This is a genomic window from Phytohabitans flavus (assembly GCF_011764545.1).
GTDB lineage: Bacteria > Actinomycetota > Actinomycetes > Mycobacteriales > Micromonosporaceae > Phytohabitans > Phytohabitans flavus.
On record NZ_AP022870.1, the window covers coordinates 7,695,161 to 7,719,953 of the forward strand.

Consider the following 24,793-nt stretch of genomic DNA (forward strand, 5'->3'; position numbering starts at 1 on the left):
CTAGTTCTTTCAGATGTCAGTCGTATTCTTGCGTACTCAAGTTTGGCTTTGTATCGTCATCGCCACGAAACCCGGCAGGCGCGAGTCCGGAAGACCACCACGACAGAGTCGAGGGAACGAATGGCCACAGCAGACAACTGGTGGCGCGGCGCCGTCATCTACCAGGTCTATCCGCGCAGCTTCGCCGACGGAAACGGCGACGGGATCGGCGACCTGGCGGGCGTCCGGGCGCGCCTGGACCACCTGGTAGAGCTGGGTGTGGACGCGATCTGGCTGAGCCCGTGGTACCCGTCGCCGATGGCCGACGCCGGCTACGACGTGGCGGATTTCCGGGACATCGACCCGGTCTTCGGCACGCTCGACGAGGCTGAGGCGCTGATCGGCGAGGCCCACAAGCGGGACATCCGCATCATCATCGACATCGTCCCCAACCACTGCTCCACCGCGCACCCGTGGTTTGAGGCGGCGCTGGCCGGCGGGCCGGAGCGGGAGCTCTTCTGGTTTCGCCCCGGCAGCGGTCCGGACGGCGACGAACCGCCGACCGACCTGCGCTCCATCTTCGGCGGCCCGGCCTGGACCCGGGTCCCGGACGGCGAGTGGTACCTGCACCTGTTCGCCCCCGAGCAGCCCGACTTCAACTGGGCCCACCCGCGGGTGCGCGAGGAGTTCGAGGACATCCTCCGCTTCTGGCTCGACCGCGGGGTCGACGGCATCCGCATCGACTCGGCCGCGCTGCCGATGAAGGACCCGGCGCTTGACGGCATCGAGGCGTACACCGACCTGGACGGCGTGCACGACATCTACAGGTCGTGGCGGCGGATCGCGGACAGCTACCCGGGTGACCGGATCCTGATCGGGGAGGTGTGGTTACCCGATCCGCTGCGCTTCGCCAACTACCTGCGTCCCGACGAGATGCACACCGCTTTCAACTTCGACTTTCTCTGCTGCCCCTGGAACGCGGCGGCGCTGCGTGAGTGCGTGGACGCGACGCTGACCGCGCACGAGCCGGTGGGTGCGGCGGCCACGTGGGTGCTCTCCAACCACGACGTGACCCGCCACGTGACCCGGTACGGGCGGGTCGACAGCTCGTTCAGCTTCGCCAGCAAGCGCGAGGGCGTCCTGGCCGACCTGGAGCTCGGCGGCGTACGGGCTCGGGCGGCGGCGCTGCTCACCCTGGCGTTGCCTGGCTCGGCGTACGTCTACCAGGGCGAGGAGCTGGGCCTCTGGGAGGTCGAGGACATCCCGCACGAGCTGCGTCAGGACCCGATGTGGCACCGCTCCGGACATACCGACCCCGGGCGCGACGGCTGCCGGGTGCCGCTGCCGTGGTCCGGGATGGAGCCGCCCTTCGGGTTCAGCCCAGCGGGCACCTCGGCGCAACCGTGGTTGCCCCAACCGTTGGACTGGAAGGATCGCACCGTCCAGGCCCAGTCCGGTGACCCGTACTCGATGCTGGAGCTGTATCGGACAGCGGTGCGTATCCGGCGCGCGGAGGCTGCCCTCGGCGACGGCGGCATGCGTTGGTTGGACGCGCCCGAGGGCGTCCTCGCTTTCGCGCGCGAGCCTGGCTTCGCGTGCGTCCTCAACCTCTCGACTACGGCCGTGCCCCTGCCCGCGCACGGCGAAGTGCTGCTCGCGAGTGGCCCTCTCGACGGCGACGCGCTGCCCGTCGACACCGCGGCCTGGCTGCGCCTCGACAGGGGATGAGCGGTTTGTGAGCGGTTGCTGCCGCCGGGACAGTGGTGGCCGCTCACAAACCCCATTTAGTCGGTTTCAGCGTTTTAACACGATTCGTTGTCGAACGGGCGCGAACCGGACCGAGCTGGCCAAGGGGAATCTGACGTTCCCCGGTGGCGTTGCGGTCGGTCGGAGGGCGCCATCTGAGCTGCGGCTTTGACCCGATCAGGGCGTCTCGCTTCGGCGGCGCCCTGGTCGGCTTTTGTGTGTACCCCGACCCGCCCGGAACAAAGCGCGAGGTGGGTCGTTGTGCGTGGGGTCACACGGATAACCGTTGTTCTGATATAGAGATTTCACTTAGCGTTGAATTGCGTAAACCGTGGATGAAATCTCGGTGGGGGACGGCGATGGCAGTCACGGAAGAGGTTACGCGGCCCGCTACGGGTCCGCATACGGCGTCACCGCCGGCGAGCCAAGCCCCGGGTCGATCCCGGGCGGCGCGCTTGCGCGAGCTCGTCATCGAGGTGGTCTTGATCGCCTCGATGATGGTTATCTACCAGGGCATCAGGCATCTTGCCGACGGCCAAATGGGCGTTGCGTTTCGCCATGCGGACTGGATCTGGGAGGTCGAACGGGCACTTCGCCTGCCCAGCGAGGCGATGATCCAGCATTGGGCGCTGTCCTGGGGGCGACCGCACGGTTGGCCAACCTCTACTACGTCGGCGTCCACTTCCCTGGCACGATCGCGGCGATGGTGTGGCTGTGGGTCCGGCATCGCCCCGACTACCTGCGTATGCGCACCGAGATGGCGGTCCTCACGGGGGCCGCGCTCTTCGTGCACGTCATCTTCCCGCTCGCGCCCCCGCGGCTGGTCAGCGGCTTCGGGATGGTCGACACGATGATCAGCACCGGACCGTCGGCCTACCCGGACAGCAGCACCGCGGGGGTGGCCAACCAGTTCGCCGCGATGCCCTCGCTGCACGTCGGTTGGGCGCTGCTCGTGGCGATCGCGGTGATCCGGGTGACGAGCAGCCGGTGGCGGTGGTTGGCGCTGGCACATCCGGCGCTGACTGTGAGCGTGGTGGTGATCACCGCCAACCACTACTGGCTCGACGGGATCGTGGCCGCGATCCTGCTCATGGGTGCGATCCACCTGGTGAGCCTGCGCGCGAAATACGCCGCCGGGCTGCCGGGACAGCCGCTGCCGAGCTTCTCCCGCGTGCTGCTCTGAGCGTGCCGCGGTTCATCTTGACCGCCGCTTCGCGGTGGGCCGTGCGGTCAGGGGCGGCGGGTGCGCTGGCGGGCTGCCCGTCGCTTGTCGCGGAGGCCGAGCAGCACGCCGATCTGGGCGCCGACCAGGCTGGCCGCCGTCAGCACCGCGGTCACCGCGAGCGGCAGGTTGAGCCCTTCCTTCTCGCCAGGCCGGCTCCGGGCGGCGTCCACCTGCTCGTCGTCCTGCACGGTGGGTGGTGGCGGGACGTACGGCACGGCCGGCTCCTCGGTCACAGAGGTCGACGGGGTCGGCGCGGGCTTCACCTCGGCCCCGCCCCTCCCGGCCGCGGGCTCGGTTTCCGCCGCGCGTCACCGGGCTGCTCCCCATCGCCGGGTCGCTCGCCAGCGGTGGCAGGCGGCGGGGCGGGCTTCTCGGCAGCTGACGGGGCGGTACGGCGACCAGGCCGGTGGCGTGCTGGCGTAGGCCTCCATCGGCAGCGCCCTCCGGCAGGTGCAGCTTCTGCCCCGGGCGGATCAGGTCCGGGTCACTGATCTTGTTGAGCTTGGCCAGCTCCGGGTAGCGGTCGAACTCGCCCAGGTAGCGGTCGGCGATGTGCCCGAGGTAGTCGCCGCGTTCGACGCGGTAGACCGGTACCGGATCCTCGTCCGCGGCTGCTGCGGCGGTGCGCTCCCAGGCCGCGGCGGCGGGGGCGGATACGGCGGCCGGCGTGTAGGGCGCGGCGGCGTACGAGGTGGGTGGCGGGGCCGTGGCGGCCGAGGCCATCGCCGGGCTCGCCCCGATGATCAGAGCGACGCCGCCGATCAGGGCCGCCGCCATGCGCTGCTGCCGTCGCATACCGGGCAGCCGGGGTACCGGGATGCGCAGCACCCGCGCCGGGATCTCCACCAGCACCGACAGCGCGAACGTGGCCCAGCCCAGCCAACCCACCACCGCGAGCGCCCGCAGGAAGAGCTGCCCGTCGTCGCGGGTGGTGAGCGCGTCGCCGATCTCGGAGAGCGCGGGCACGTGGTCGGGCAGCGGGTTGCCGGCGAACACGGCCAGCGCGACCGGCGCGCCCACCAATAGTCCAACGAGGATGACGAGCGCGCCCAAGCCCTTGACAACCCGTCGTAGACGCATGGCGCCGACTCCTTTCTAGGGGCCTAACTACTCGTCGGGCGTGGTGAGCAGCACCGCCGTGGCCGTACCGGTCACCGTGCTCGTGTCGGAAAACCCGAAGACATCGAGAAACTTGTTGTCGTACGTGACCGAGACCTCGACCTGGATCAGCGGCTCGCCGCCCGGGCCGGTGGAGAACGTCGGCGGCGGCCCACCCACCCCGGCCGCCGCCCGGTAGGCGTCGACGGCCGCGACCGCCTCGGCCTCGTCGATCTGCGTGGGTCCGCCCTCGATCGCCTGCGCGCGGTCGATCGACTGGCCGCCGGCGCGGGCCGCCTCGGCGGCGAGGTTGTGCGCGCGCTGGAGGGCACCGAGCTGGCCGGCGCCGTCGTACGCCAAGCCGATGACCATGAGCATGCCGGCGAGCGCGATCGCCAGGAAAATACTGACCCGCCCGTCGTCCCGCCGCAGCGCCTTCATCCGCGGCTCCGGTAGCGGTCGAGGGGCGATACGTAGGTAGCGACGACGGTCTTGGCGCCCGGTATGCCCGGCATGACCAGGTCGGCGAAGGAGACGGTGCAGCTCACGGTGGCGGTGACGGTGGCCGGCTCGCCAAGCTCGGCACCGAAGCCGCTGGTGTCGACCGCCACCGCCAGGCTGTCGCCGCAGTCCAGGCCCTGCGCGTCGAGGGTGGCGTTGGCCGCCGCCTCGCCCTCGGTCTCGGCGGTCGTGGCCGTACGGGCCAGTGACGCCGTACGCGCGGCTTCGTGCGCGGCCAGGTCGACGGCGTTCTGCGCGATCGCGGTGCGGCCGGCGACCGCTGCCAGCACGATCAGCATGAGGAACGCCGGCGCGAGGATGGCTATCTCCACGGAGACAGACCCTCGATCCCTCGTCACGGCGCGTCCTCGTCGACGAAGCGCTCCACTGGCCCGCGTGCGGTCTGGCTGACCGTCCAGCCGATGCCCGGGATCACCGACACCACGTTTCCGGTCACCGTGGCCGTGACCTGCTCGTCGTCGCGCGCCACCTGTACGTCCCAGCCGACCAGCCACCCGCCGGTGTCCGCGATGAAGTCGCTCGCCTGCTCCTCGCCAGCCGCCGGCGACACGCCGTTGAGGGTGCGGGTGGAGCTGACCGCCACCTGGGCCGCGTTGAGCGCGACCGCGCGGGCCAGAAACCACGCACCCACCTGGATCGACGCGAACGTGAGGATCAAGATTGCCGGAAACGCGATCGCCAGCTCGACGGGTGTCGCCCCGCGGTCGCGGCTGCCGGCGGCAGCCAGGCGTCGCCGGACCGCGTCGACGGCCCGGCGCACGCGGACGACCGTGCGGCGACGCATCCCGGCTACGGCGTAGAGCCGATCGAGCCCATGAACGAGTCGACCAGGCCGCTCGCCGCCAGCACCACCGCACCGGCCGCCGCCGCCAGGCCGGCGATGATGATCGCGGTCGGCACCGGACTGTCGCCCCGGTCGCGTTCGGCGGGATCGCGCAACAGCGCGATCCGCGTCCACAGCATCTTGATCATCGGTTTCCTCCGGGTTGCGGTGGCTCAGATTCGGGCCAGGAACGGGTACATGACGAAGCCGACGAGCACGAAGACCAGCAGCGCGCCGGGCACGTCGAGCCGGCTGGTGATCGCCTCGGCACGGGCCAGGTTGTCGGTGCGGATCTGGTCGCGCAGCGAGTCGGCGCGTACCCGCAGCGTCTCGTGCACCTGGGCGCCCTCGGTGCCGGACGCCTGGACGATCGCGCCCACGTCGCCCAGCTCCGGTACGCCGATCTTCTCGGCCAGCGTGCGCAACTCGTCCCACGGCGACTGCATCTGCATCTGCGCCATCCGCAGCGACTCGCGCAGCCGCTCGAAGACCCAGCCGTCGCAGACCTCGGCCGCGCGTTCCAGCGACTGCACCGGGCCGTGCGCGGCGGAGAGCTGGAGCGCGACAAGGTCGAGGTAGGTGCAGACCGCCTGGGTGAACTCGCGCCGCGCCGCCTTCGCCTTGGCGAGCACGTCGGCATGCGCCACCAGCGCGAAGAGCGCGGCCAGGCCGAGCCCGGCCGCCGTCGGGATCACGAACGGAAGCGACAGGCCCGCGGTGCGGGCGGCCAGCGAGAGGAACGCGGGGATGGCCAGGCCGATCAGCGCCGACAGGATCAACGAGAGGGTGTACTGCTCAGGCGTCTTAGCGAGCAGCGCCAGCTCCTTCATCGGCGGGCGGGTCCACCGCGACAGGCCGCTGAGCCACTCCAGCCGCCGGCTGGGCCGTGTGGTGCGGAGCGCCGCGGGCGGGTGCAACCGGTGCAGGGCCGGGCCGAGCGCTGGGGTGGCCGGCAGCGCCTCGCGTACGACAAGGAAGATGCCGAGGCCGAGTACGGCGCCGCCGACGATCCCGATGATCAGGTACGGGTTGCTCATCACCCCTCCCGCCGCTCGTCGGGGATCGCCAGGAAGCGCACCGGCTCGGGCGGCAAGCTCATCGCCCGGGTCCAGGCGAGCAGTGCGACGAACGTGCCGCCGAGCACCACCAGCACGGCCTGGCCGGTCGGTGTGCTGTACGGCTCCATGTACTGGGGGTTGAGCAGCCCGTACGCCAAGGTCAGCAGCGTCATGCCGGTGAGGAAGCGGACCGCGAAGCGCGGCTGCGTGCGCTTGGCCTCGACCTCGCGCCGCGTCGCCACCTCGGCCGCCGCGGCGGTCGCGATGGAGGAGAGCACATCGCCGAGCCGCTCGCCACGGTCGCTCAAGTGCAGGATCAGCGCGGCGACGACCTGGTCGCACATCGGATCGCCGAGGTGCCCGGCGAACGCGAGCAGCGCGTCGCGGGCGTTCCAGCCGGCCTGGAGGCGGGCGGCGAGCAGCGCCACCTCGTCGCCGATCTCCTCGGGCGCGGTGGAGACGGTCGCGATGATCGCCTGCTGCAACCCCTGGCCGGTGCTGGAGACGTCCCGCAGCCGGCGGGTCCACTCGCCGACTGCCTCGATCCGCGCGATCGCCAGCTTTTCCGCCTGCCCGACGCCGAGGAGCCAGGGTGCGCCCGGGACGGCGATACCGACCAGCAGGCCGACCATCGGCAGGCCGCTCACCAGCCAGGCGAGCGATCCGGCGACGATCGCGGATACCACCACGACCTGGTGGCGGCGGCGCTCGGCGGCGCTGCGGCCGGTGCCACTCCAGAGGCGGTGGAGGCGGCGGCTGGTCCGGGAGGGCGGCTTCGTCGGCGACCTGGTGCCCACAATGGACATCACGGCCAGCACGAGCCCGCCGACGCACGCGGCACCGGAAATCAGCGCGATCAGCTCGATATCCGCTGGCCCGGTCATGACCGCCTCCGTAGCTCGCTGTGCCGGGGCGCCGCCAGGCACCGGTGCGGGCCTCGATGTAGCGGCTGAGCACGCGCGCGTCGTACCCGACCCGCATGAGCTGCTCGCGGATCCGCTCGGGCAGGTGCATCGGCACCGCTCGACCGTCGGCGCTCGGGCCGAAGATCGTGGTCGTCGCGATCCGCGCGCCGTCGCCGACCCCGACGATCTCCTCGATGTGCGACACGAAGCGGTGCTTGCGGCCACCGATCGCGGTCTCGTCTTCGACCGTCACGTACACGATCAGGTCGAGCGCGTTGCCGGCCATCCGCCGGGCCTGCTCGACGGTCATCTCCCGGCCGTGCGAAAGCGCGAGCTCGATGATCCGCTCGCTGACCCCGCCCGGGGTACGCGCGTGGATCGTGCACATCGACCCACGGCTGGTGGTCATCGCCTGGAGCATCGGCACGATCTCCCGCGACCGCACCTCGCCGACGATGATCCGCAGCGCACCCATCCGCAGCGACACAGGGATCAGGTCGGCGATCGTCACCTCACCCGCCGGCCGCCCGTCGGCGCCGCGCTCGCCGTGCCCCTCGCGCGACTCGAAGCTCATCACCGCGCGGTGCCGCTGCCCACGCCGGGCCGGAAGCAGCTCACGGCTCTCTTCGAGCAGCACGTACGGCTCGTCGGGCGGGATCTCCGACATCAGCGCCCGGATCACCGTGGTCTTACCGGCACCGGCCAGCCCGGCGACCATGACGTTGAGGCCGGCCCGCAGCGAGGCGCGCAGGAAGTCGCGGATCAGCGCATCCACCATCTCGTCGAGGTCGGGGCGGCCACCGGCGATGTCGTCGAGGGTGACGTCGAGCGTGTTGTGCTTGCGGATCACCGCATACGGCCGGTGGCTGACCAGGTAGACGGCCGCGAGCCGGCTGCCGTCGGGCAGCTGGAGGTCGAGCGTGGGCTTGGACGTCGAGAGTGAACGCTCGGTCGCGCCGGCCCGGCGCGCGGCCGCCTGGAGGATGTCGACAAACTCCTCGTCGCTGTCGGCGATCGGGGCGGCCCACTCCACGCCGCCGCCGTGCCGGGTGATCCGTACGTGGTCGCAGCCGAGGATGTGTACCTCCTCGATCGTGTCGTCGACCAGCAGCGTCTGGAGCCGGCCCAGTCCGACCAGCTCGGCGGTGACCTGGTCGAGCAGCATCCGCTCCTCGACCGCCTGCATCGGGGTTCCGCCGCGCCGAACGGTGTCCGCGTACTCCGAGACGACGGCCACCGCCAGCCGTACCCGCTCGACGTCCTCCTCCTCGGGCGTGAACTCGCGGCCGCGCTGCCACTGGGTCAGCCGTTCGGTGAGCTGGCGCCGCAGCTCACGTACCACGGAGAAGTCGGCCGGCTGCGGCGGCGGGGGAGGTGCCGGCGGCGTCGGCCCGGGCGGGAGGGCGGGCACGTTGTGACCGTTGGCGGCCTGGTGGCGGCCGACGTGCACCTGCGGCAGCCGGACCGGTGGCGTGGTCGAGGTCGCCTCCGGCTGCCGCGTGCGCGGGTCGTGGGTGACCGGCTCAAACCGCATCCGGTACCCCCGCGGGCAGGCTTCGCCAGCCCAGCCGTGCGCGACGACGGTCGAGGATCGCGTTGATCGGCACCTCGAGGGCGTTGGCAGCACGCATGAGCGGCCGGTTTGCCTTTACCGTCCCGCCCAGCGTGAGTACCTCCGCCGTGCGCGGGTCGTGCGGCAGCCGCGCGATGACGGGTACCTCCAGCGCCTTGCTGATCTCGCCCTGCGCGTGCCCGTCGCCGACCACCAGCAGGCGGAGCGAGCCGGCCGCGACGCGATGCTCGCGGAAGTCGCGCTGGAGCGCCGCGATCGTGGCCCGCGCGCTGGAGAGGTCGGGCAGCCGAGCCCCGGTCACGACAAGCACCAGCGCGGCGGCGCGCAGGATCGGCCACGCCGGGCTGGGCGCGTGCAACCGTCCACAGTCGACTATTACGTCGTACGCCGGCTCGCCCTTTTCCAGCGCGAGGAAGAAGTCGGCGAAGCGCTGCCACAGTGGACTGACACTGCCGACCTGTGCCGGGTCGACGATGCCGGGCAGCAGCAGCCGCTCGCGCCGGGGCGCGTCGAGGTCGATCAGCTGGGACCAGAAGTCGTGGCCCAGCCGCCCATCGCGCAACTCGGCCACGGCCAGCTCGCCGATGCCCCGTGGACCAGGCACCGCACCGCCGAGGTACCCCGCCATGATCGAGCCGCCGGCCGGGTCGCACTCGGCGAGCACGAGCCGCCGGTGCCAGGTGAGCGCACAGGCCAACGCCGTTGTTGTCACCCCGGGCGACCCCTTCGGCGAGACCAGCGCGACGATCGCCATGGTCAGGCAGCCCCGGTGAGGATGACGGCCAGCCGGTTCTGCGCGGCCAGCGTGACCACGGCCGGCGCGTCCCGCCCGGCCAGCGCCAGGTAGACGACCACGGTCGTACGGTCGGGACCCTTGTCGTCCGGCTCGGCGGCGTCGACGACCGTCGCCTCGTACCGTGTGGTCTGCGACGTGCGCACCTCGCCGGTGGTCGAGGTGTTTTGCGGCGGCGTGCTGACCAGCAGCACCTTGTCGCCGGGGCGCAGCTCCTTGGCCGGCACCTGGTTGGGCTTGAGGCCGATCGCGACCTGCTGCTGGCCGGGGCCGAGCAGCGGCTTGTCGGTGAGCTGGTCCATCGTGATCAGCGTCCCGGGCACCAGCGTCACAGCGGCCCGCTTGCCGAGCACGTCGTTGATCTTGTCGGCCGACACCGGCGAGAGCCCGACGCCACCGGCGACCTGCACCGAGCGCAGGTCGTCCGCGGTCAGCGCGGTGCCCACCGAGACCGGCCGGGCGACGGCGAGGTACGTGCCCGTCGCCCGCACCGAGGTCACGGCGAAGGCCGCGCCCAGGCCGCCGAGCGCGATCAGCAGCACGGCGAGGCCGAGCAGGCCGGGGCGCATCCGCCGCTGCCGGACGACACGCGGCGGCTCGACCGGCGCGTCGACCGGGCCCGCCACCCGATGGTTAGCCGCAACGCTCACTCGGTCACCACCTGGAGCTCGTTGATCCGGATGCCGACGGTGGCCTGCCGGGTCTCCGGCCCGATCGTGCCGGTCACGCCGCTGCTGCTGGTCCACTCGACCGTCCAGGACGTGGTCGCGGTGATGGTGAACTTCTGGCCCGGCTGCTGCTTGCTGGACTTCGTGAAGACGTAGCCACAGTCCGGCGAGGGGCCGGTCGCGCCCTTCGGGTACGGCGTGCCGCCACCCGGACAGCTGATCGGCGGACCGCCGTCGCCCAGGTCAAAGGTCAGGTTGGTGACGCTGGCCGTGATTTCCACGCGCAGCCCACGCTCCTCCGCATCGTTGGAGATCGGCCCCCAAGTGTCGGAACCCTTTCCCACCCAGAGCCACACAGGGAGTCCGACAAGTCCGGCCCCGTTTGGATCGGGCTTGATCTGGAGGTCGGGCGTGCCCAACGTGATCTCGGCCAGCGCGCTACGGGCCAGCGTCTCCGGATCGGGTGGCGGCTCGACGCCAGCCGGTGCGTCGTCGAACCACTGCGGCGTCTGCACGCCGGCCAGGCAGGTCGGTGTGTACCAGGCGCCGTCGGCGCCGCCGCCGGGCCGCGGCGGCAGCTGTGGCTCGGTCAGCTTGTAGTAGCACTCGTCGGACTGGTTGAACCAGCCGAAGACCGGGTCGAAGCAGGCGATCGGCTTGCCGCCTCGGGTGCAGGTGCGCTCGCCGCCGCCTCCGTCGCCGCCACCACCGTTGTTACCGCCGCCGTTGTTTCCGCCACCCTCGTTGCCCGGGTCTTCGTCGATGACGTGGCAGCTGTCCGCGCCGGGCGGGCACTCGCCGATCGGCGGGGCGGCGACCGCCGCCGACGGGACCGTGAACACCACGAAGGCGGCCGCGAGGGCGGCCAGGCGGCGGGTCAGCATGGCTGGTCCTGGTGAACCGCACCGTCGCTGATCAGCCAGCGGCCATCGGGATAGAGGGTCGCGGTGGCGGTCGCCACGTATCGGCCACCAGCGGCGCCGGGCACGGGCTTTTTGCTCTTTGCGTAGACCATCTTGTATCCCGAGGAGTCGATGCAGTCCTGAATGGACACAGTCGGTGGATCGGCAGCCAGGTCGAGGGCGCTCACTCGCGGATCGGAAATCATCTTTCCGGTGCGAATGGCACCGTGTGTCTCAAGGTCGCGCACTGTGTCTCTGACCCGGGTGAGGAGCGGATCAGCGAGATATTTCGTCAGCGCGGGATGGGTGGGATCCGGATCCGCCGACGCGTCGCGGGAGGCTGCGAGATATCCGTCATACGCGGCCAGTGCTGCCGTCGAAGCAGCTTTCGCGTCCGGGCCGGCGGAGGCGGCCGTGCTCGGTGCGGCGGCTGGAGGCGTGGCCTCGCCGGCTGACGAACAAGCGCTGACGAGCAGCGCTACAAGGACCGCAGAGGCTCGGCCCAGGTGCTTTGCGGGCAACGGTGTTTCCTCTCCCCCTGGCTCGCGATTGGCGCCTCCGAACCGCTCGCGTGCCCTTTTCTTTCCCTTGCTGTCTTGCCCCCCAGGCAATTTTTGCGTTGAGAACCGTCGCCGCGCGGTCGGCGGACGGATGGTGCTCTCACCCAGATGGGCAGCATAGGCTGACTGCCGCCGATGCAACAGAGGCAATCCAAATGATCACGTGGAGTGATGATCGTCGGCGGCCGGATGCTGGGAAGGGTGCGATGGACATTGATGGGCCGGATCCCGGTATCAACACCTATGTCCACGCGCATCTCGCACGTGTGGCGCCGGTTGGGGTCGGGTGTGCCAACGTGATCTTCCGAATCTGGCCGTTTACCCTGCGTGGTGCCCCATGATCTGGATCGGGGTGGCCGCCATCACAGGATTGCTGCTCGGCCCACTACTGCGTGCGCAGGTCTTTGTGCACACAGTGACGGTGGGTACACCTTGGCGGCACACCTGCCCGCACTGCGCGGCGCGGCTGAGTGGCGCGTTCCTCCCGCCCACCGGCCGCTGCCCGAGTTGCCGCGCGCGGATCGGGCCGCCGCCGGCGCTGGTCGAGTTGGTGGCCGCCGCGACGCTGGCGGTGGTCGCCTGGCGGGTGCACGAGCCGCCGCCGTTGCTCGCCGTCGCATGGATCGCGCTGTTCGGTGTGGTACTGGCGCATGTGGACGTTGCCGTGCGCCGATTGCCCGACCGGCTTACGTTTCCGGCGGCCGGTGGCGCGCTGATCCTGTTTGGACTGTCCGCAGTGGTCGACGGTGAGTACGGCCGTCTGACTTCCGCCGTGGCATGCGCGCTGGCGTTGGCGGCTTTCTATCTCGTGCTGGTGCTCATCTCACCCAACGGGATGGGTCTCGGGGATGCCAAGGCCGCGCTCTCCGTGGGCCTGGTCGCCGGCTGGTTCGGCTGGGGAGTGGCGGTTGCGGCGGCGGTGGCTGGCTTCCTGCTCGCCGGCCTGTACGCCACCGCGCTGCTCCTGCTGCGCCGGGCCGGCCGCAAAGACCACCTCGCCCACGGCCCGTTCCTGCTGCTCGGCGCCTTGGCGGCGATCGCCGCACTGGTATAGGGAAGGGCGCCCCGGACCATCCCGGGGCGCCCCAGAAATCACTTACGGGCGGGCGCCCCACCGCGGGTTGGCGGTGACGGCGGCGTACGCGTCCACGACGCCGTACCCGTAGAAGCCGTTGAAGTTCGTGCCGCCCTCGCAGGTGGCGTTGAACTCGGCCGGCCGACCTTCGTTCGTGTACGTCTGTAGGCGCGGCTCCGGGCAAGCGTGCTCGGCGGCCGTACGCAGCAGCTGGTTCTCGACCTTCCACGGCTCCAGCGTGAGGCCGCCGCGGTGGCGGTCCCGGGCGCCGAACTCACTGACGATCAGCGAGGCGACACCAGCCGCGTGCGGGGAGGCCATCGAGGTGCCCTGGAGGTACGTGTAGTAGGCGCACTTGCCGGCCTTGCACTCCTTGAAGACGGCACCCTCGCCGGCCGGCGTGATGTTGCCGGCCTCGTCGACCAGTCCCTCCTCCTGAAGCACGTGCAGCGGGTAGGTGGACAGGATCATGTTCGCGTCGGTCTGGAACGACGGCGTGCCGAACCCGTCGCGGAACCAGCCGCCCGGCGCGGACACCGAGATCTGCTCGGTGCCGTAGTTGGAGAAGTCCGACTTCTTGCCGGACGGCCCCAGCGACGACACGCCGATCACGAACGGACCCTCGGACGGCATGCTCCAGCAGGCGTCGTTGTCGATCTGCCGGGTGTACGCCGGGGCACCGTAGTCGGGGCTGCTCGCATCCGGCAGGGGGTTGCCCAGGTCGGTGTGTTCGTTGCCCAGGGCACCGACGAGCGTGACGCCGCGCAGATGGGCGTACGTCAGGGCGCGCGTCATGGCCCGGAGGATGGCCCGTTGCTCAGCCTTCGCGGCCGCGTTGTCGGCGGAGTTGTCGAGGCAGTTGTACAGCCACGGGTCGACGTAGAACGACATGTTCACCACGTCGATGCCGGCGTCGCCGGCGTACGTGAGAGCGTTGACGACCGGCTCGAGGAAGAAGTAGCCGGAGTCCTGGCCACCCTTGAGCTCGACGAGCGTCACGTTCGGCGCGACACCGGAGACACCGAAGCCGTTCACGGCGGCGCCGATCGTGCCGGCCACGTGGGTGCCGTGGCCACCGTCGTCGGTGCCGACCGGGTCGAGGCAGCTGGCCACCTCGCACGGGCCGTCGATGTCGGTGAGGTCGGGCGCGAAGTTGCGGGAAAGGCGGGTGCTGAAGTTGGGCGCCAGGTCGGGGTGGCTGGCGTCCACGCCGGTGTCCAGGATGCCCACCGTGACACCCTTGTCGCCGGGCTGCTTGCGGCGCGACTCGTCGGAGCGCACCATCTCCAGGCCCCAGAGCTTGTCGTCCAGCGGGTCAAGCCCGGTCCGCGAGTGGCCCTTGCCCTTGGCCTTGCCGGTCGCGTTGACCAGGCGGTTCTCCTGCTCGACCACGTCGACCTTCGGCGCGTGGCCGATCGCGCGTCGCTGTGCCGCGCCGACCAGGGCGGTGTCCGCGGCGGCGCGGCTGGCGAAGTCGGTCCGGGCGGACTTCACCTGGAACACTCCGACGCCGTCGTTGCGCGCGACGACAGTGCCGCCGGCGGCCGTGATGGCGGCGACCGCCGCGTCGGCCGCGACACCGTCCTCGGCTACCACGGTGTACTCCGTGGTGGCCGCGGGTGCCGCGTTCGACGGTCCGGTCGGGGCGATCGCCACGAGGGCCAGCGATGTCGCGGTGGCGACCGCACCGGCCATGAGTCTTCTGCTCACATCCATTCCTCTCGTTGAGGCTTCAGTTGAGCATCCAAGCGAAGTCATGTTTCGATTCGATCAAGGTAGAGCCTTGGTCAAGGCCGCCGGCCGAAGAGTTTGCCCTTTCGGACCGCCGTGTGAGTTAACGTCGGATCATGGATCCGCGGGCCCGGCGCTTGTTCGGCGGCACCGCGATCGCGCCCGGCGATCTCGCGGCTAGTCCGTTCCGGGTCGATCGCGACCGCATCGTCAGCTCGCCGTTCTTCAGCCGGCTAGGCGGCGTCACGCAGGTGATCAGCCCGGGTGGCTCGGGGTTGCTGGTGCACAACCGGCTCACCCACAGCCTCAAGGTCGCGCAGGTGGCGCGGGCTATCGCGGAGCGGCTGATCGCGGACGAGCGGTACACCGGGCTCCTCGACGAACTGGGCGGCTGCGACCCCGACGTGGTGGAGGCGGCCGCACTCGCCCACGACCTCGGTCACCCGCCGTTCGGGCACCTCGGTGAGCAGGTGCTCGACCGGCTCGCCCGCCAGCGGCTCGGGCTGACGGACGGGTTCGAGGGCAACGCACAGTCGTACCGGATCGTGACAAGTACCGAGATCCGCCGCGCGACCACGATCGGGCTCGACCTCACGGCGGCGGTGCGGGCGGCGATGCTGAAGTACCCGTGGACCCGCCACGCGTACCCCCACCCCCACCCCCGCCACCTCGTCCCGGCGCCGCGCGGGGCCAGCCCGCCACCCGGTGACCCGGACAGCGGCTCGGCGAAGTTCGGGTCGTACACGACCGAGGTGGCCGACCTGCGCCAGGCGCGCGAACCGTTCGCCGGGCGGATCGCCGACTGGCAGCAGACGGTCGAGGCGTCGGTAATGGACACGGCTGACGACATCACGTACGCCATCCACGACGTCGAGGACTTCCACCGGGTGGGCGTGCTCCAGCAGGGTTCGGTGGCGACCGAGCTGATCGCGTGGCAGAACGAGCGGCGCGAACTACAGAAGCTCCCCGACGCCGAGCTGGAGGCCGCGCTGCGGCGGCCCGGCCGGTCGGTGGAGCGGCTGCGCCGCCACCTGCACCGCAAGGACGGGTGGATCAGCGACGACGAGGCGTTCGCGGCGGCGGTCGAGCAGGTACGGCACGAGTTGGTCGACGGTCTGCTGTCCGCGCCGTTCGACGGCTCGGTGGAGGCCGAGCAGTACGTGGCCCGCTTCTCCGCCCGATGGACCCGCCGCTTGATCGGCGCGATCACCGTGGTGCCGGATCCACCGGTGCGGTCCGGGCACGTGATGCTGGCACCCGCGCAGTGGCACGAGGTACAAGTGCTGAAGTTCGTCCACCAGGGCTTCGTGCTCGCGCGACCTGACCTCGCGCTGCACCAGCGCGGCCAGGCCAGCCTGCTCACGACGCTAGTGGAGGCGCTGCACGCGTGGCTCCTCGACCCTGACGAGCAGGCCCGCCTCCCAAGGCGGCTGCACGACCTTGTCGAGCTGGCCGACGCCGAGCTGGCGGCCGCCGACGGGAGCACCCCCGGCCCGGAGCGGGCGGTGCAGGCGCGCGGCCGTGCTGTGATCGACTTCGTCGCGGCGCTCACCGACAGCCAGGCGGTCGCCCTGCTTGACGCGCTCTCCGGCCGCTCCCGGCAGCTGTGGACGGACGCGTTCGTCCTGTAATTCCCAAGGCTTGATGCACCTGTACCAGCGCAATACCGCCTGGACTCGCTTGTAGTACATGTACTACAGTCCGGAGGAGTCTTTAGACGAGCCGGGGGATATGTATGACCGTCGTGAGGCAACTGAGAGCACCTGAGGCGGTCACAGAGCCGCCCGACGACCTCGCCGCGATCGAGGTCCGCGACCTCCGTATGCGGTATGGGACCAACGATGTACTCAAGGGCGTCTCCTTCACCGCCAAGCGCGGTGAGGTGCTGGCGCTGCTAGGGCCAAACGGGGCAGGAAAGACCACCACGATCGAGATCCTGGAAGGCTTCCGGATGCGGTCGGCGGGTGACGTGCGGGTGCTCGGCGTCGACCCTGCTCAGGGCGACGAGCGGTGGCGGGCCCGGCTCGGCGTGGTGCTCCAGTCCTGGCGCGACCACGGCAAGTGGCAGGTGCGCGAGCTGCTCGCCCATTTCGGGCTCTACTACACGGCGTACTCCACTCCCCAGATCAGCCGCCCGTGGGATGTCGACGACCTGATCGACGCGGTCGGCCTGACCCCACACGCGGCCAAGCGGGTCGGCCAGCTCTCCGGTGGCCAGCGACGCCGCCTCGACGTGGCGATCGGCATCGTCGGCCGCCCCGAGCTGCTCTTCCTCGACGAGCCGACGGCCGGCTTCGACCCGGAGGCCCGCCGCGAGTTTCACGATCTCGTGCACCGGCTCTCGGACATCGACGACACCACGATCCTGCTGACCACGCACGACCTGGACGAGGCGGAAAAGCTCGCCAGCCGCATCCTCATCCTGGCCGGCGGCGAGATCGTCGCGGACGGCTCGCCTGACCAGCTCTCCCGCCGTGTCGCCGCCGACGCCGAGGTGCGGTGGAGCCGCGACGGCGACAGGTTCGTCCACTCCACCAGCGACGCCACCGCGTTCGTGCGGCAGCTCTTCCAGCAGTACGGCGAGGAAATCGCCGATCTCGAGGTCCGCCGCGCCAGCCTGGAGGACACCTACATGGCCTTCGTCCGGGAGTACGAGTCGGGGCGCGGCGCGTCGGCCCTGCGCGCATTCGAGGAGGTCACGAAATGAGCGTCGTCCCCACGGCCCTCTCGCTCGGCCGGCCGGCGATGCGCGCGGCGCGCGCCGGCCTGGCCCGAGGCCGCATCGAGCTGCGGCAGACGTTCACCAACGCGCAGGACCTGTGGAACTATCTCCTTCCCGCGGTCCTGCTGCTGGTGGTCCTCTTCTTCATGCGCAACGCGACGGTGCCGGGCACGAGCTTCTCGCTCGGCTCGCGCACGATGCCGAGTGCGTTGGGTATGAACATCGCGTTCGGCGGCCTGGTCACGATGGCCATGGCACTGAGCGTCGACCGCGAGGACGGCACGCTGCTGCGCGCCAAGGCGATCCCGAACGGGATGGTCGGCTACCTGATCGGCAAGATCACGCTGGTCGCCGGGATGGGCCTGTTCAGCTTCGCCATGCAGCTCATCCCGGGTCTGCTCCTCCTGGACGGCCTCTCTCTGAGCGGTACGTCAAACTGGCTCACCCTGATCTGGGTGGTGCTCCTCGGCATGGTCGCCACGATGCCGATCGGCGCGATCTTCGGCTCGCTGGTCACCAACCCCCGCAACATGGGCATGGTCATGCTGCCGCTGATGGCCCTGATCGCTACGTCGGGCATCTTCTATCCGATCACAAACTTCCCGGTGTGGCTCCAGTGGATCGCCCAGGTCTTCCCCATCTACTGGCTGGGGCTGGGTATGCGATCCGCGATGTTGCCCGACGACTTGGCCGCCGTCGAGATCGGCGAGTCGTGGCGTCACCTGGAGACCGTCGGTGTGTTGGGCGTCTGGGCCATCATCGGGCTCGTTATAGCGCCGATAGTGTTGCGCCGCATGGCCCGCCGCGAGTCCGGTTCCCGAATGGCGGAGCGCCGGGAGAAGGCAATGCAGCGGATCAACTGAGGGACGACGCGGATGAGTGAGGTTATCTACAACCGCATCGCCATGCTGCGCGTCGAGCGGGGCATCTCCCGCCGTGAGCTGGCGGAGGCGCTGGGCGTGCACTACCAGACGGTCGGCTATCTCGAACGCGGCGAGTTCAGCCCCAGCCTGCATCTGGCGCTGCGCCTGTCCCGCTACTTCGAGGTACCGGTGGAGGTGCTCTTTTCCATCGATCCGTTCCCCCGGATCGGCGCCTCGACCTCGGACGCTCAACGCTCGGCGTAGCCTGCGGGCCTTGAAAGGTTGAGCGCCGGACACGGTGTCGGTCGTGGGACGCGGGCGGAACACCTAGGATCGCTCCGTGACTTCAGATCTGTCCTCGGCGCCTGCGCGGGTCTCGACGACCCAGCGGATCGCCGACGAGCTCGGTGTGCGGGAGCGGCAGGTGGCGGCGGCGGTCGACCTGCTCGACGGTGGGGCGACGGTGCCATTCGTCGCCCGCTACCGCAAGGAGGCCACAGGCGCGCTCGACGACGCGCAGCTCCGCACGCTTGAGGAGCGGCTGCGCTACTTGCGCGAGATGGACGAGCGGCGGGCCGCGATCCTGGAGTCGATCCGCAGCCAGGGCAAGCTGGACGAGGCGCTTGAGGCGCAGATCATGGCCGCCGATTCCAAGGCGCGGCTGGAGGACATCTACCTGCCGTACAAGCCGAAGCGGCGGACGAAGGCGATGATCGCGCGCGAGGCCGGGCTGGAGCCGCTGGCCGAGCTGCTGCTCGGCGACCCGACGCAGGAGCCGCTCGGCGTGGCGGCCGGATACGCCGACCCGGAAAAGGGTGTGGCGGACGCGGCGGCGGCTCTCGAAGGGGCACGCCACATCCTGGTGGAGAAGTTCGCCGAGGACGCCGACCTCATCGGCGGGCTCCGCGAGCAGATGTGGTCGCGTGGCCGGCTGGTCGCCAAGGTGCGAGACGGAAAGCAGGACGACGGAGCGAAGTTCGCCGACTACTTCGACTTCGCCGAGCCGTTCGCGAAGCTGCCGTCGCATCGGATCCTGGCCATGTTCCGCGGTGAGAAGGAGGAGGTCCTCGACCTCACGCCCGAGCCCGAGGACCAGGACGAGCCCAACTCGTACGAGCCGCGGATCGCCGGGCACTTCGGCATCTCCGACAAGGGGCGGCCGGCCGACCGGTGGCTGCTCGACACCGTGCGTTCCGCGTGGCGTACCCGGATCCTGATCCACCTGGATGCCAATATCCGCAGCCGGCTGTGGCAGGCGGCGGAGGAGGAGGCCGTCCGGGTCTTCGCCGCCAACCTGCGTGACCTGCTGCTGGCCGCGCCCGCCGGCACCCGCCCGACGATGGGGCTCGACCCCGGCTTCCGTACCGGTGTGAAGGTCGCCGTGGTGGACGCGACGGGCAAGGTGGTCGCCACCGAGACGATCCACCCGCACGTGCCGGCGCACCGCTGGGACGAGTCGATCGCCACGCTGGCCAAGCTGGCCGCCGCGCACAAGGTCGAGCTTGTCGCGATCGGCAACGGCACGGCGTCGCGGGAGACCGACAAGCTGGCCGGCGATCTGATGACGCGCCACCCCGAGCTGAAGCTGACGAAGGTCATGGTCTCCGAGGCGGGGGCGTCGGTCTACTCCGCGTCCGCGTTCGCGTCGCAGGAGCTGCCCGAACTCAACGTCTCGCTGCGTGGCGCGGTCTCGATCGCCCGGCGACTCCAGGACCCGCTGGCCGAGCTCGTGAAGATCGATCCGAAGTCGATCGGCGTGGGGCAGTACCAGCACGACCTCTCCGAGGTGAAGCTCTCCCGCTCGCTCGACGCGGTGGTGGAAGACTGCGTCAACGCGGTGGGAGTCGATGTCAACACCGCCTCCGCACCGCTGCTGACCAGGGTCTCCGGCATCGGCGAGGGGCTGGCCGCGAGCATCGTGATGCACCGCGACGGCAACGGGCCGTTCCGCAGCCGGAAGGCGCTCAAGGACGTGCCACGGCTCGGGCCGAAGGCCTTCGAGCAGTGCGCCGGCTTCCTGCGCATCCCCGGTGGCGAGGATCCGCTCGACACGTCCAGCGTGCACCCGGAGGCGTACCCGGTGGTCCGGCGCATCCTGTCCGCGACGGGGAGTGACCTGCCTACGCTGATCGGTAACGGCTCGGTGCTCCGCACCCTCAAGCCGGTCGAGTTCGTGGACGACATGTTCGGTCTGCCCACCGTGACCGACATCCTCAAGGAGCTGGAGAAGCCGGGCCGTGACCCGCGGCCGGCGTTCAAGACGGCCTCCTTCGCCGACGGGGTGGAGAAGCTCGCCGACCTCCAGCCGGGGATGGTGCTGGAGGGCGTGGTGACAAACGTGGCGGCGTTCGGGGCGTTCGTCGACGTGGGCGTGCACCAGGACGGGCTGGTACACGTGTCGGCGATGTCCAAGACGTTCGTCAAAGACCCGCGTGACGTGGTGAAGCCGGGCGACATCGTCCGGGTGAAGGTGCTCGACGTCGACGTGCCACGGAAGCGGATCTCACTGACGCTCCGCCTGGACGACGAGGGCGGCTCGGACAAGGGGAAGGCCGCGGGCAATGCCGCCGACAGCGGCCAGGGGCGCCGCGAGCGGCCGGCCAGGCAGGGCGGCAAACGCCCAGCTCAGCCGGCCCGGCAGCCGGAGGGTGCGATGGCCGACGCGCTGCGCCGCGCCGGGCTCGGCAAGGGATTAGGTGGCCCCCGCAAAACCGGCCAGTAGACACGAGATAGTTTCTGTTATCGCAAAGCGCGCACCGCATCTCCTAGACGCAGGGGGCGGGCGTGCCGGCCCGGTCGTGCCGATGACCGTGAGGTGAGGGTTTCAGTGACCGTGTTCGCGTCGGGCGGCCGCGCATGACGTCGGGGCTGACCGCGGGACGTCACCGGGGCGAGGGCAACGAGGACGCCCTGGTCCGCGAGCTGTACGAGGAGCACGCCGCACCCTTGCTGAGGTTCGTCCTCCAGCTTGTCGCGGGAGACCGTCAGCGCGCGGAGGACATCGTGCAGGAGACGCTCCTGCGCGGCTGGCGTAACGCGCACCGGCTCGGTGCCCAGGGGCAGGTCTCCCTGCGCCCATGGCTGGTGACAGTGGCCCGGCGGATCGCGATCGACGAGCACCGCAGCCAGAGCGCGCGGCCCGCCGAGGCGTACGGCGTGGACCTGGAAAACGTCTCCGAGCCGGACGAGAGCGACCAGGTGCTACGCCGGATGACCGTCGCCGATGCGCTGCGTACGCTCAGCCCACCGCACCAGGAGATGCTGCTGGAGACGTACTTCAAGGGGCGCACGGTGGCCGAGGCGGCGGAGGCGCTCGGCCTGCCGCTCGGCACCGCGAAGTCCCGCGTCTACTACGCGCTGCGCGGCCTCCGCAGCGCACTCGAAAAGCGCGGCGTCACCGGGTAGCAGCACCCTCGAAAAGCGCGGCGTGACCGGCTAGCAGGGCCCGAGTGGGGCCAAGTCGATCGATTCGGTTGAGTCGGCGACGTGCAGGCCGGGCTTCGGGCCGCCGGCGAAGGTGTACAGCGTCGTGCCCATCGCGACCACGCCGAGTCCGTGGCGGGGCGTGAGCATCGGCGGGAGCGAGGACCAGGTGCCGGCCTTCACATCGAAGGCTTCCGCCTCCTCGAACGTCGCGTCCGCCTCACCGCCGACCGCGACCACCTGCCCGGAGCAGGTCGCCGCCGCGGCCAGCCCACCCCGCCGGGTGGGCAGGTCGGGCAGCACGGTCCACTGGTTGGTGGTGGGGTCGAAGGACTCGAACGCGGTGAAGTTGCCCTGGCCACCGGCCCGTCCGCCGACTGTGTAGATCTTCCCGCCGAAGCCGGCGCCGCCGAGGTGCTCGCGGGGGTGGGTGGGCCGGGAGCGTTGGTCCAGATGTCGCTCGCCGGGTCGTACACGAGCATCTGGCGGGCCAGGCCACCCGCGTTGAGGCCACCCGCCACGTACACCTTGCCGCTCTGCGCCACGGCCGTGCCCGCCGCCCGCTCCTGGGGCAGTTGCGCGATCGGTCGCCACGCGCCGCCCTCCAGCTTGAACGCGTCCTTGCCCGGGTCGCCGTTCGCCAGGAAGCCGCCGAAGACATACACCTCGTTGTCGACGGTCGCCGCCATCGGGTGGTTGACCGCCACCGGCAGGTCCGGACCCGACTCCCACCTACTGGTCGCCGTATCGAAGATCTCCACGGTCGCGACCGTCCCGCCGTCGGCCCGGAAGCCACCCACCACGTACACCCGGGACCCGGTGGTCGCGGCCGCGACCTCGGTGCGGGCCGAGGGGCCGGCGGCGAGGCGCTGCCAGGTCACGGCCTCGGTCACGCTCGGCGCCGGGGTCCCCGGGCCTGATTCCTCGGTACGCGGCTCGTCCGTCGAACCAGTGCACGACGAGGCCGCGAGGAGGGTGGCGAGGAGCAGACTGGGGTACCGCAGTCGCATCGCCCAAGGGTGTGCGATCGTGCACCTCATGCGCAAGTACGTCGTGATGGGTGTGCAGGGCAGCGGCAAGGGCACCCAGGCCACGCTGCTCTGCAAGGAGTACGACCTCGTGCACATCAACGTCGGCGACATCTTCAGGTGGCATGTGCAAAACCACACCAAGCTCGGTGCCCAGGTCCGGCGCACGATGGCGACCGGGGAGCTGATCGGCGACGACCAGGTCGAGAGCGTGGTGAAGGAGCGCCTTCACCAGCACGACTGGAATTACGGCTTCGTCATCGACGGCTTCCCGCGCAACGGGCGGCAGGCGGAGTTCTTCCTGGAGAGCTTCGACATCGACGGCGTCATCCACCTCGATCTGCCCGACGAGGAGGTACACCGCCGCGTGCTGAACCGGCGGCTCTGCTCCCGCTGCGGCATGGACTACAACCTCATCGCCGACCGGCCCGAGGTTGAGGGCAAGTGCGACGTGTGCGGTGGCGAGCTCGTCACCCGCGCGGACGACACGCCCGAGGCGCTGTCGGCGCGGCTGCGGGAGTACCACACCAAGACCAAGCCGGTGCTCGACATCTTCCGCCGGAAGGAGTACGTGGTGTCGGTCGACGCCCGTCCCGACGTGGACACCGTCCAGCACGACATCCGCCAGAAGCTCGGCCTCTGATGCGCGTCGCGAGGCTGCACGGCGTCGGGGACATCCGCGTATCCGAGGAGCCCACACCGGCGCCCGGTCCGGACGAGAGCCTGGTCCGGGTGACCGCGGTCGGGCTCTGCGGCTCGGACCTGCACTGGTACACCGAGGCCGGCATCGGCGACGCCCGCCTCGACAAGCCACTGGCGGTCGGGCACGAGATGGCCGGCGTGATCGAGGGCGGGCCGCGGCACGGCGAGCGGGTGGCGATCGACCCGGCCATCCCGTGCGAGCGTTGCGACATGTGCCTGCGCGGCCACCCCAACCTCTGCCCCTCGGTGCGCTTTGCCGGCCACGGCGCGCTCGACGGCGGCCTGCGCGAGTACATGGCCTGGCCGACCGCGCGCCTGCACCCGTTGCCGGACGCGCTTTCCGACGCCGACGGCGCGATGCTGGAGCCGCTCGGCGTCGCCCTGCACTCGCTCGACCTCGGCCACCTGCGGCTGGGCATGACCGTCGGGGTCTTCGGCTGCGGGCCGATCGGCCTGCTGCTGGTGCAGCTCGTCCAGCTGATGGGCGCGCGGGCCGTGTACGCCACCGAGCCGCTGGCGCACCGCCAGCGGGCGGCCGAGGCGTATGGCGCGTTGATTGTGGACGATCCGGCTGGGCTCGACGTCGACGTGGCATTCGAGGTGGCCGGCACCGACCCGGCGGTCGAAACGGCAATGGTGGCCGCCGCCCCGGGTGCCCGGGTCGTGCTGGTCGGGATCCCGGACGGCGACAGCACGACGTTTCCCGCCTCGGTGGCGCGCCGCAAGGGACTCACCATCGCGATGGTGCGGCGGATGAAGGACACGTACCCGCGCGCGATCGACCTCGTGCACCGGGGCTTCGTGGATGTCTCCACTGTGGTCAGTGACCGCTATCCGCTGGACGCGGCGGCGGACGCCTTCGAGAGCGCGGTCGCCCGCAAGGGGCTCAAGGTCGTGGTCGAGCCGTGAGCACCTCGCCGGCGCTACAGGCGCTCGACAACTCCGGTGTCGCCTATCGGATCATCGAGCACGGTCCGGTGCGCAGCCTGAGCGAGGCCGCCGAGGCCAGGGGCGTCGAGGTCCCCGACGTGGTGAAGACCATCGTGGTGCGCCGGGCAATGACGACTTCCTCTTCGTACTCGTGCCCGGCGACCGGGTCATCTCCTGGCCCAAGCTGCGCACACTGCTCGGCGTGAGCCGACTGTCCATGCCGGACGCCGCGTCGGCCAAGGCGGCGACCGGGTACGAGCGGGGCACCATCACCCCCTTTGGCTCGACCACGAGCTGGCCGGTCATCGCGGACGAGCGGGTGCGCGGCCGCGAGATCACGCTCGGCGCGGGCGAGCACGGCGTGGCGGTCGCCGTGGACGCGGATGCCGCTCTCGCCGCGCTGGACGGCACGTACGCCGACGTCACCGACCCCGAGGCGCCGTAACGCCGATTCTGTACGCTTGTAC

24 protein-coding genes and 4 pseudogenes are annotated in these 24,793 nt (G+C 70.6%); 12 read left to right on the forward strand and 16 right to left on the reverse strand.

Translation table 11 applies throughout. From position 1 onward, the window contains the following. Positions 1-120 precede the first annotated feature (120 nt). Both Pflav_RS34045 and Pflav_RS34050 read left to right on the forward strand, forming a co-directional pair. The gene (locus Pflav_RS34045) at positions 121-1,707 is read left to right on the forward strand and encodes a glycoside hydrolase family 13 protein (protein WP_173040845.1); all 1,587 of its coding nucleotides are present in this window, start codon (positions 121-123) and stop codon (positions 1,705-1,707) included. Between the two features lie 640 nt (positions 1,708-2,347). Further along, positions 2,348-2,908 carry a phosphatase PAP2 family protein gene (locus Pflav_RS34050; protein WP_173040846.1) on the forward strand — a complete coding sequence of 187 codons (561 nt, stop codon included), beginning with the start codon at positions 2,348-2,350 and terminating at the stop codon, positions 2,906-2,908. Positions 2,909-2,920: 12 nt separating this feature from the next. Here the strand turns inward: Pflav_RS34050 and Pflav_RS34055 are convergent, their stop codons facing one another. The 12 genes and pseudogenes from Pflav_RS34055 to Pflav_RS34110 all read right to left on the reverse strand — a co-directional run bounded on the left by Pflav_RS34055 (position 2,921) and on the right by Pflav_RS34110 (position 11,813). Then, positions 2,921-4,030, reverse strand: coding sequence for a LysM peptidoglycan-binding domain-containing protein (locus tag Pflav_RS34055; protein WP_173040847.1), 1,110 nt, complete (start codon positions 4,028-4,030; stop codon positions 2,921-2,923). Positions 4,031-4,057: 27 nt separating this feature from the next. Next, complete coding sequence (locus Pflav_RS34060; protein ID WP_173040848.1) at positions 4,058-4,489, reverse strand: pilus assembly protein TadG-related protein; 432 nt, start codon at positions 4,487-4,489, stop codon at positions 4,058-4,060. After that, positions 4,486-4,881, reverse strand: a complete 396-nt coding sequence (locus Pflav_RS34065) for a TadE/TadG family type IV pilus assembly protein (protein ID WP_232072223.1) — start codon at positions 4,879-4,881, stop codon at positions 4,486-4,488. Before Pflav_RS34065 ends, Pflav_RS34060 begins: the two co-directional genes overlap by 4 nt. A gap of 23 nt (positions 4,882-4,904) precedes the next feature. Beyond that, the gene (locus Pflav_RS34070; protein ID WP_173040849.1) at positions 4,905-5,354 is read right to left on the reverse strand and encodes a TadE/TadG family type IV pilus assembly protein; all 450 of its coding nucleotides are present in this window, start codon (positions 5,352-5,354) and stop codon (positions 4,905-4,907) included. A 5-nt stretch (positions 5,355-5,359) separates the two neighbouring features. Beyond that, the gene (locus Pflav_RS34075; RefSeq protein ID WP_173040850.1) at positions 5,360-5,542 is read right to left on the reverse strand and encodes a hypothetical protein; all 183 of its coding nucleotides are present in this window, start codon (positions 5,540-5,542) and stop codon (positions 5,360-5,362) included. Positions 5,543-5,566: 24 nt separating this feature from the next. Then, positions 5,567-6,430 (reverse strand): type II secretion system F family protein, encoded by an 864-nt coding sequence (locus Pflav_RS34080; RefSeq protein ID WP_173042794.1) that lies wholly within the window; start codon positions 6,428-6,430, stop codon positions 5,567-5,569. Then, positions 6,430-7,335, reverse strand: coding sequence for a type II secretion system F family protein (locus Pflav_RS34085; protein WP_173042795.1), 906 nt, complete (start codon positions 7,333-7,335; stop codon positions 6,430-6,432). Before Pflav_RS34085 ends, Pflav_RS34080 begins: the two co-directional genes overlap by 1 nt. A gap of 25 nt (positions 7,336-7,360) precedes the next feature. Continuing rightward, a pseudogene (locus Pflav_RS34090) lies at positions 7,361-8,890 on the reverse strand (CpaF family protein); the annotation flags it as partial. Continuing rightward, on the reverse strand, positions 8,880-9,683 hold the full coding sequence (locus tag Pflav_RS34095) for a P-loop NTPase family protein (protein ID WP_173040851.1): 804 nt from the start codon (positions 9,681-9,683) through the stop codon (positions 8,880-8,882). The pseudogene Pflav_RS34090 and the gene Pflav_RS34095, both read right to left, overlap by 11 nt. Positions 9,684-9,685: 2 nt before the next feature. Beyond that, positions 9,686-10,372, reverse strand: a complete 687-nt coding sequence (locus tag Pflav_RS34100; protein WP_173040852.1) for an SAF domain-containing protein — start codon at positions 10,370-10,372, stop codon at positions 9,686-9,688. Continuing rightward, positions 10,369-11,274 carry a hypothetical protein gene (locus Pflav_RS34105; RefSeq protein ID WP_173040853.1) on the reverse strand — a complete coding sequence of 302 codons (906 nt, stop codon included), beginning with the start codon at positions 11,272-11,274 and terminating at the stop codon, positions 10,369-10,371. The genes Pflav_RS34100 and Pflav_RS34105 overlap by 4 nt, the downstream gene beginning before the upstream one ends. Further along, a complete protein-coding gene (locus Pflav_RS34110) occupies positions 11,268-11,813 on the reverse strand; it encodes a hypothetical protein (protein WP_173040854.1) in 546 nt (181 codons plus the stop codon). Before Pflav_RS34110 ends, Pflav_RS34105 begins: the two co-directional genes overlap by 7 nt. Before the next feature lie 376 nt (positions 11,814-12,189). On the opposite strand from Pflav_RS34110, the gene Pflav_RS34115 reads away from it, so the two are divergent. Further along, a complete protein-coding gene (locus Pflav_RS34115) occupies positions 12,190-12,906 on the forward strand; it encodes a prepilin peptidase (RefSeq protein WP_173040855.1) in 717 nt (238 codons plus the stop codon). Positions 12,907-12,948: 42 nt separating this feature from the next. Here the strand turns inward: Pflav_RS34115 and Pflav_RS34120 are convergent, their stop codons facing one another. Further along, positions 12,949-14,637, reverse strand: a complete 1,689-nt coding sequence (locus tag Pflav_RS34120) for a S8 family serine peptidase (protein ID WP_173040856.1) — start codon at positions 14,635-14,637, stop codon at positions 12,949-12,951. A 137-nt stretch (positions 14,638-14,774) separates the two neighbouring features. On the opposite strand from Pflav_RS34120, the gene Pflav_RS34125 reads away from it, so the two are divergent. The 6 genes from Pflav_RS34125 (at position 14,775) to Pflav_RS34150 (ending at position 21,648) form a co-directional block, all read left to right on the forward strand. Next, the gene (locus tag Pflav_RS34125; RefSeq protein ID WP_173040857.1) at positions 14,775-16,289 is read left to right on the forward strand and encodes a deoxyguanosinetriphosphate triphosphohydrolase family protein; all 1,515 of its coding nucleotides are present in this window, start codon (positions 14,775-14,777) and stop codon (positions 16,287-16,289) included. A gap of 104 nt (positions 16,290-16,393) precedes the next feature. Beyond that, positions 16,394-17,365 (forward strand): ABC transporter ATP-binding protein, encoded by a 972-nt coding sequence (locus Pflav_RS34130; RefSeq protein WP_173040858.1) that lies wholly within the window; start codon positions 16,394-16,396, stop codon positions 17,363-17,365. Continuing rightward, entirely contained in the window at positions 17,362-18,243 is an 882-nt protein-coding gene (locus Pflav_RS34135) for an ABC transporter permease (protein WP_377307627.1), read from the forward strand. The genes Pflav_RS34130 and Pflav_RS34135 overlap by 4 nt, the downstream gene beginning before the upstream one ends. Before the next feature lie 12 nt (positions 18,244-18,255). Continuing rightward, complete coding sequence (locus Pflav_RS34140; protein ID WP_173040859.1) at positions 18,256-18,507, forward strand: helix-turn-helix transcriptional regulator; 252 nt, start codon at positions 18,256-18,258, stop codon at positions 18,505-18,507. A gap of 76 nt (positions 18,508-18,583) precedes the next feature. After that, a complete protein-coding gene (locus tag Pflav_RS34145; RefSeq protein WP_180201290.1) occupies positions 18,584-20,965 on the forward strand; it encodes a Tex family protein in 2,382 nt (793 codons plus the stop codon). 134 nt (positions 20,966-21,099) lie between these two features. Further along, complete coding sequence (locus Pflav_RS34150; protein WP_173040860.1) at positions 21,100-21,648, forward strand: sigma-70 family RNA polymerase sigma factor; 549 nt, start codon at positions 21,100-21,102, stop codon at positions 21,646-21,648. Positions 21,649-21,678: 30 nt separating this feature from the next. Here Pflav_RS34150 and Pflav_RS34155 read toward each other — a convergent pair whose 3' ends face one another. The 3 genes and pseudogenes from Pflav_RS34155 to Pflav_RS34160 form a co-directional block, all read right to left on the reverse strand. After that, positions 21,679-21,849, reverse strand: coding sequence for a hypothetical protein (locus Pflav_RS34155; RefSeq protein ID WP_173032658.1), 171 nt, complete (start codon positions 21,847-21,849; stop codon positions 21,679-21,681). Between the two features lie 21 nt (positions 21,850-21,870). Further along, a pseudogene (locus Pflav_RS49145) lies at positions 21,871-22,119 on the reverse strand (hypothetical protein); the annotation flags it as partial. After that, a pseudogene (locus tag Pflav_RS34160) lies at positions 22,110-22,808 on the reverse strand (Kelch repeat-containing protein); the annotation flags it as partial. The pseudogenes Pflav_RS49145 and Pflav_RS34160, both read right to left, overlap by 10 nt. On the opposite strand from Pflav_RS34160, the gene Pflav_RS34165 reads away from it, so the two are divergent. The 3 genes and pseudogenes from Pflav_RS34165 to Pflav_RS34175 all read left to right on the forward strand — a co-directional run bounded on the left by Pflav_RS34165 (position 22,705) and on the right by Pflav_RS34175 (position 24,771). Continuing rightward, on the forward strand, positions 22,705-23,337 hold the full coding sequence (locus tag Pflav_RS34165; RefSeq protein ID WP_173040862.1) for an adenylate kinase family protein: 633 nt from the start codon (positions 22,705-22,707) through the stop codon (positions 23,335-23,337). The pseudogene Pflav_RS34160 and the gene Pflav_RS34165 sit on opposite strands and share 104 nt — an antisense overlap. Beyond that, complete coding sequence (locus Pflav_RS34170; protein ID WP_173040863.1) at positions 23,337-24,305, forward strand: zinc-dependent alcohol dehydrogenase; 969 nt, start codon at positions 23,337-23,339, stop codon at positions 24,303-24,305. Before Pflav_RS34165 ends, Pflav_RS34170 begins: the two co-directional genes overlap by 1 nt. After that, positions 24,302-24,771, forward strand: a pseudogene (locus Pflav_RS34175) (aminoacyl-tRNA deacylase). Before Pflav_RS34170 ends, Pflav_RS34175 begins: the two are co-directional and overlap by 4 nt. Positions 24,772-24,793: the final 22 nt, after the last annotated feature.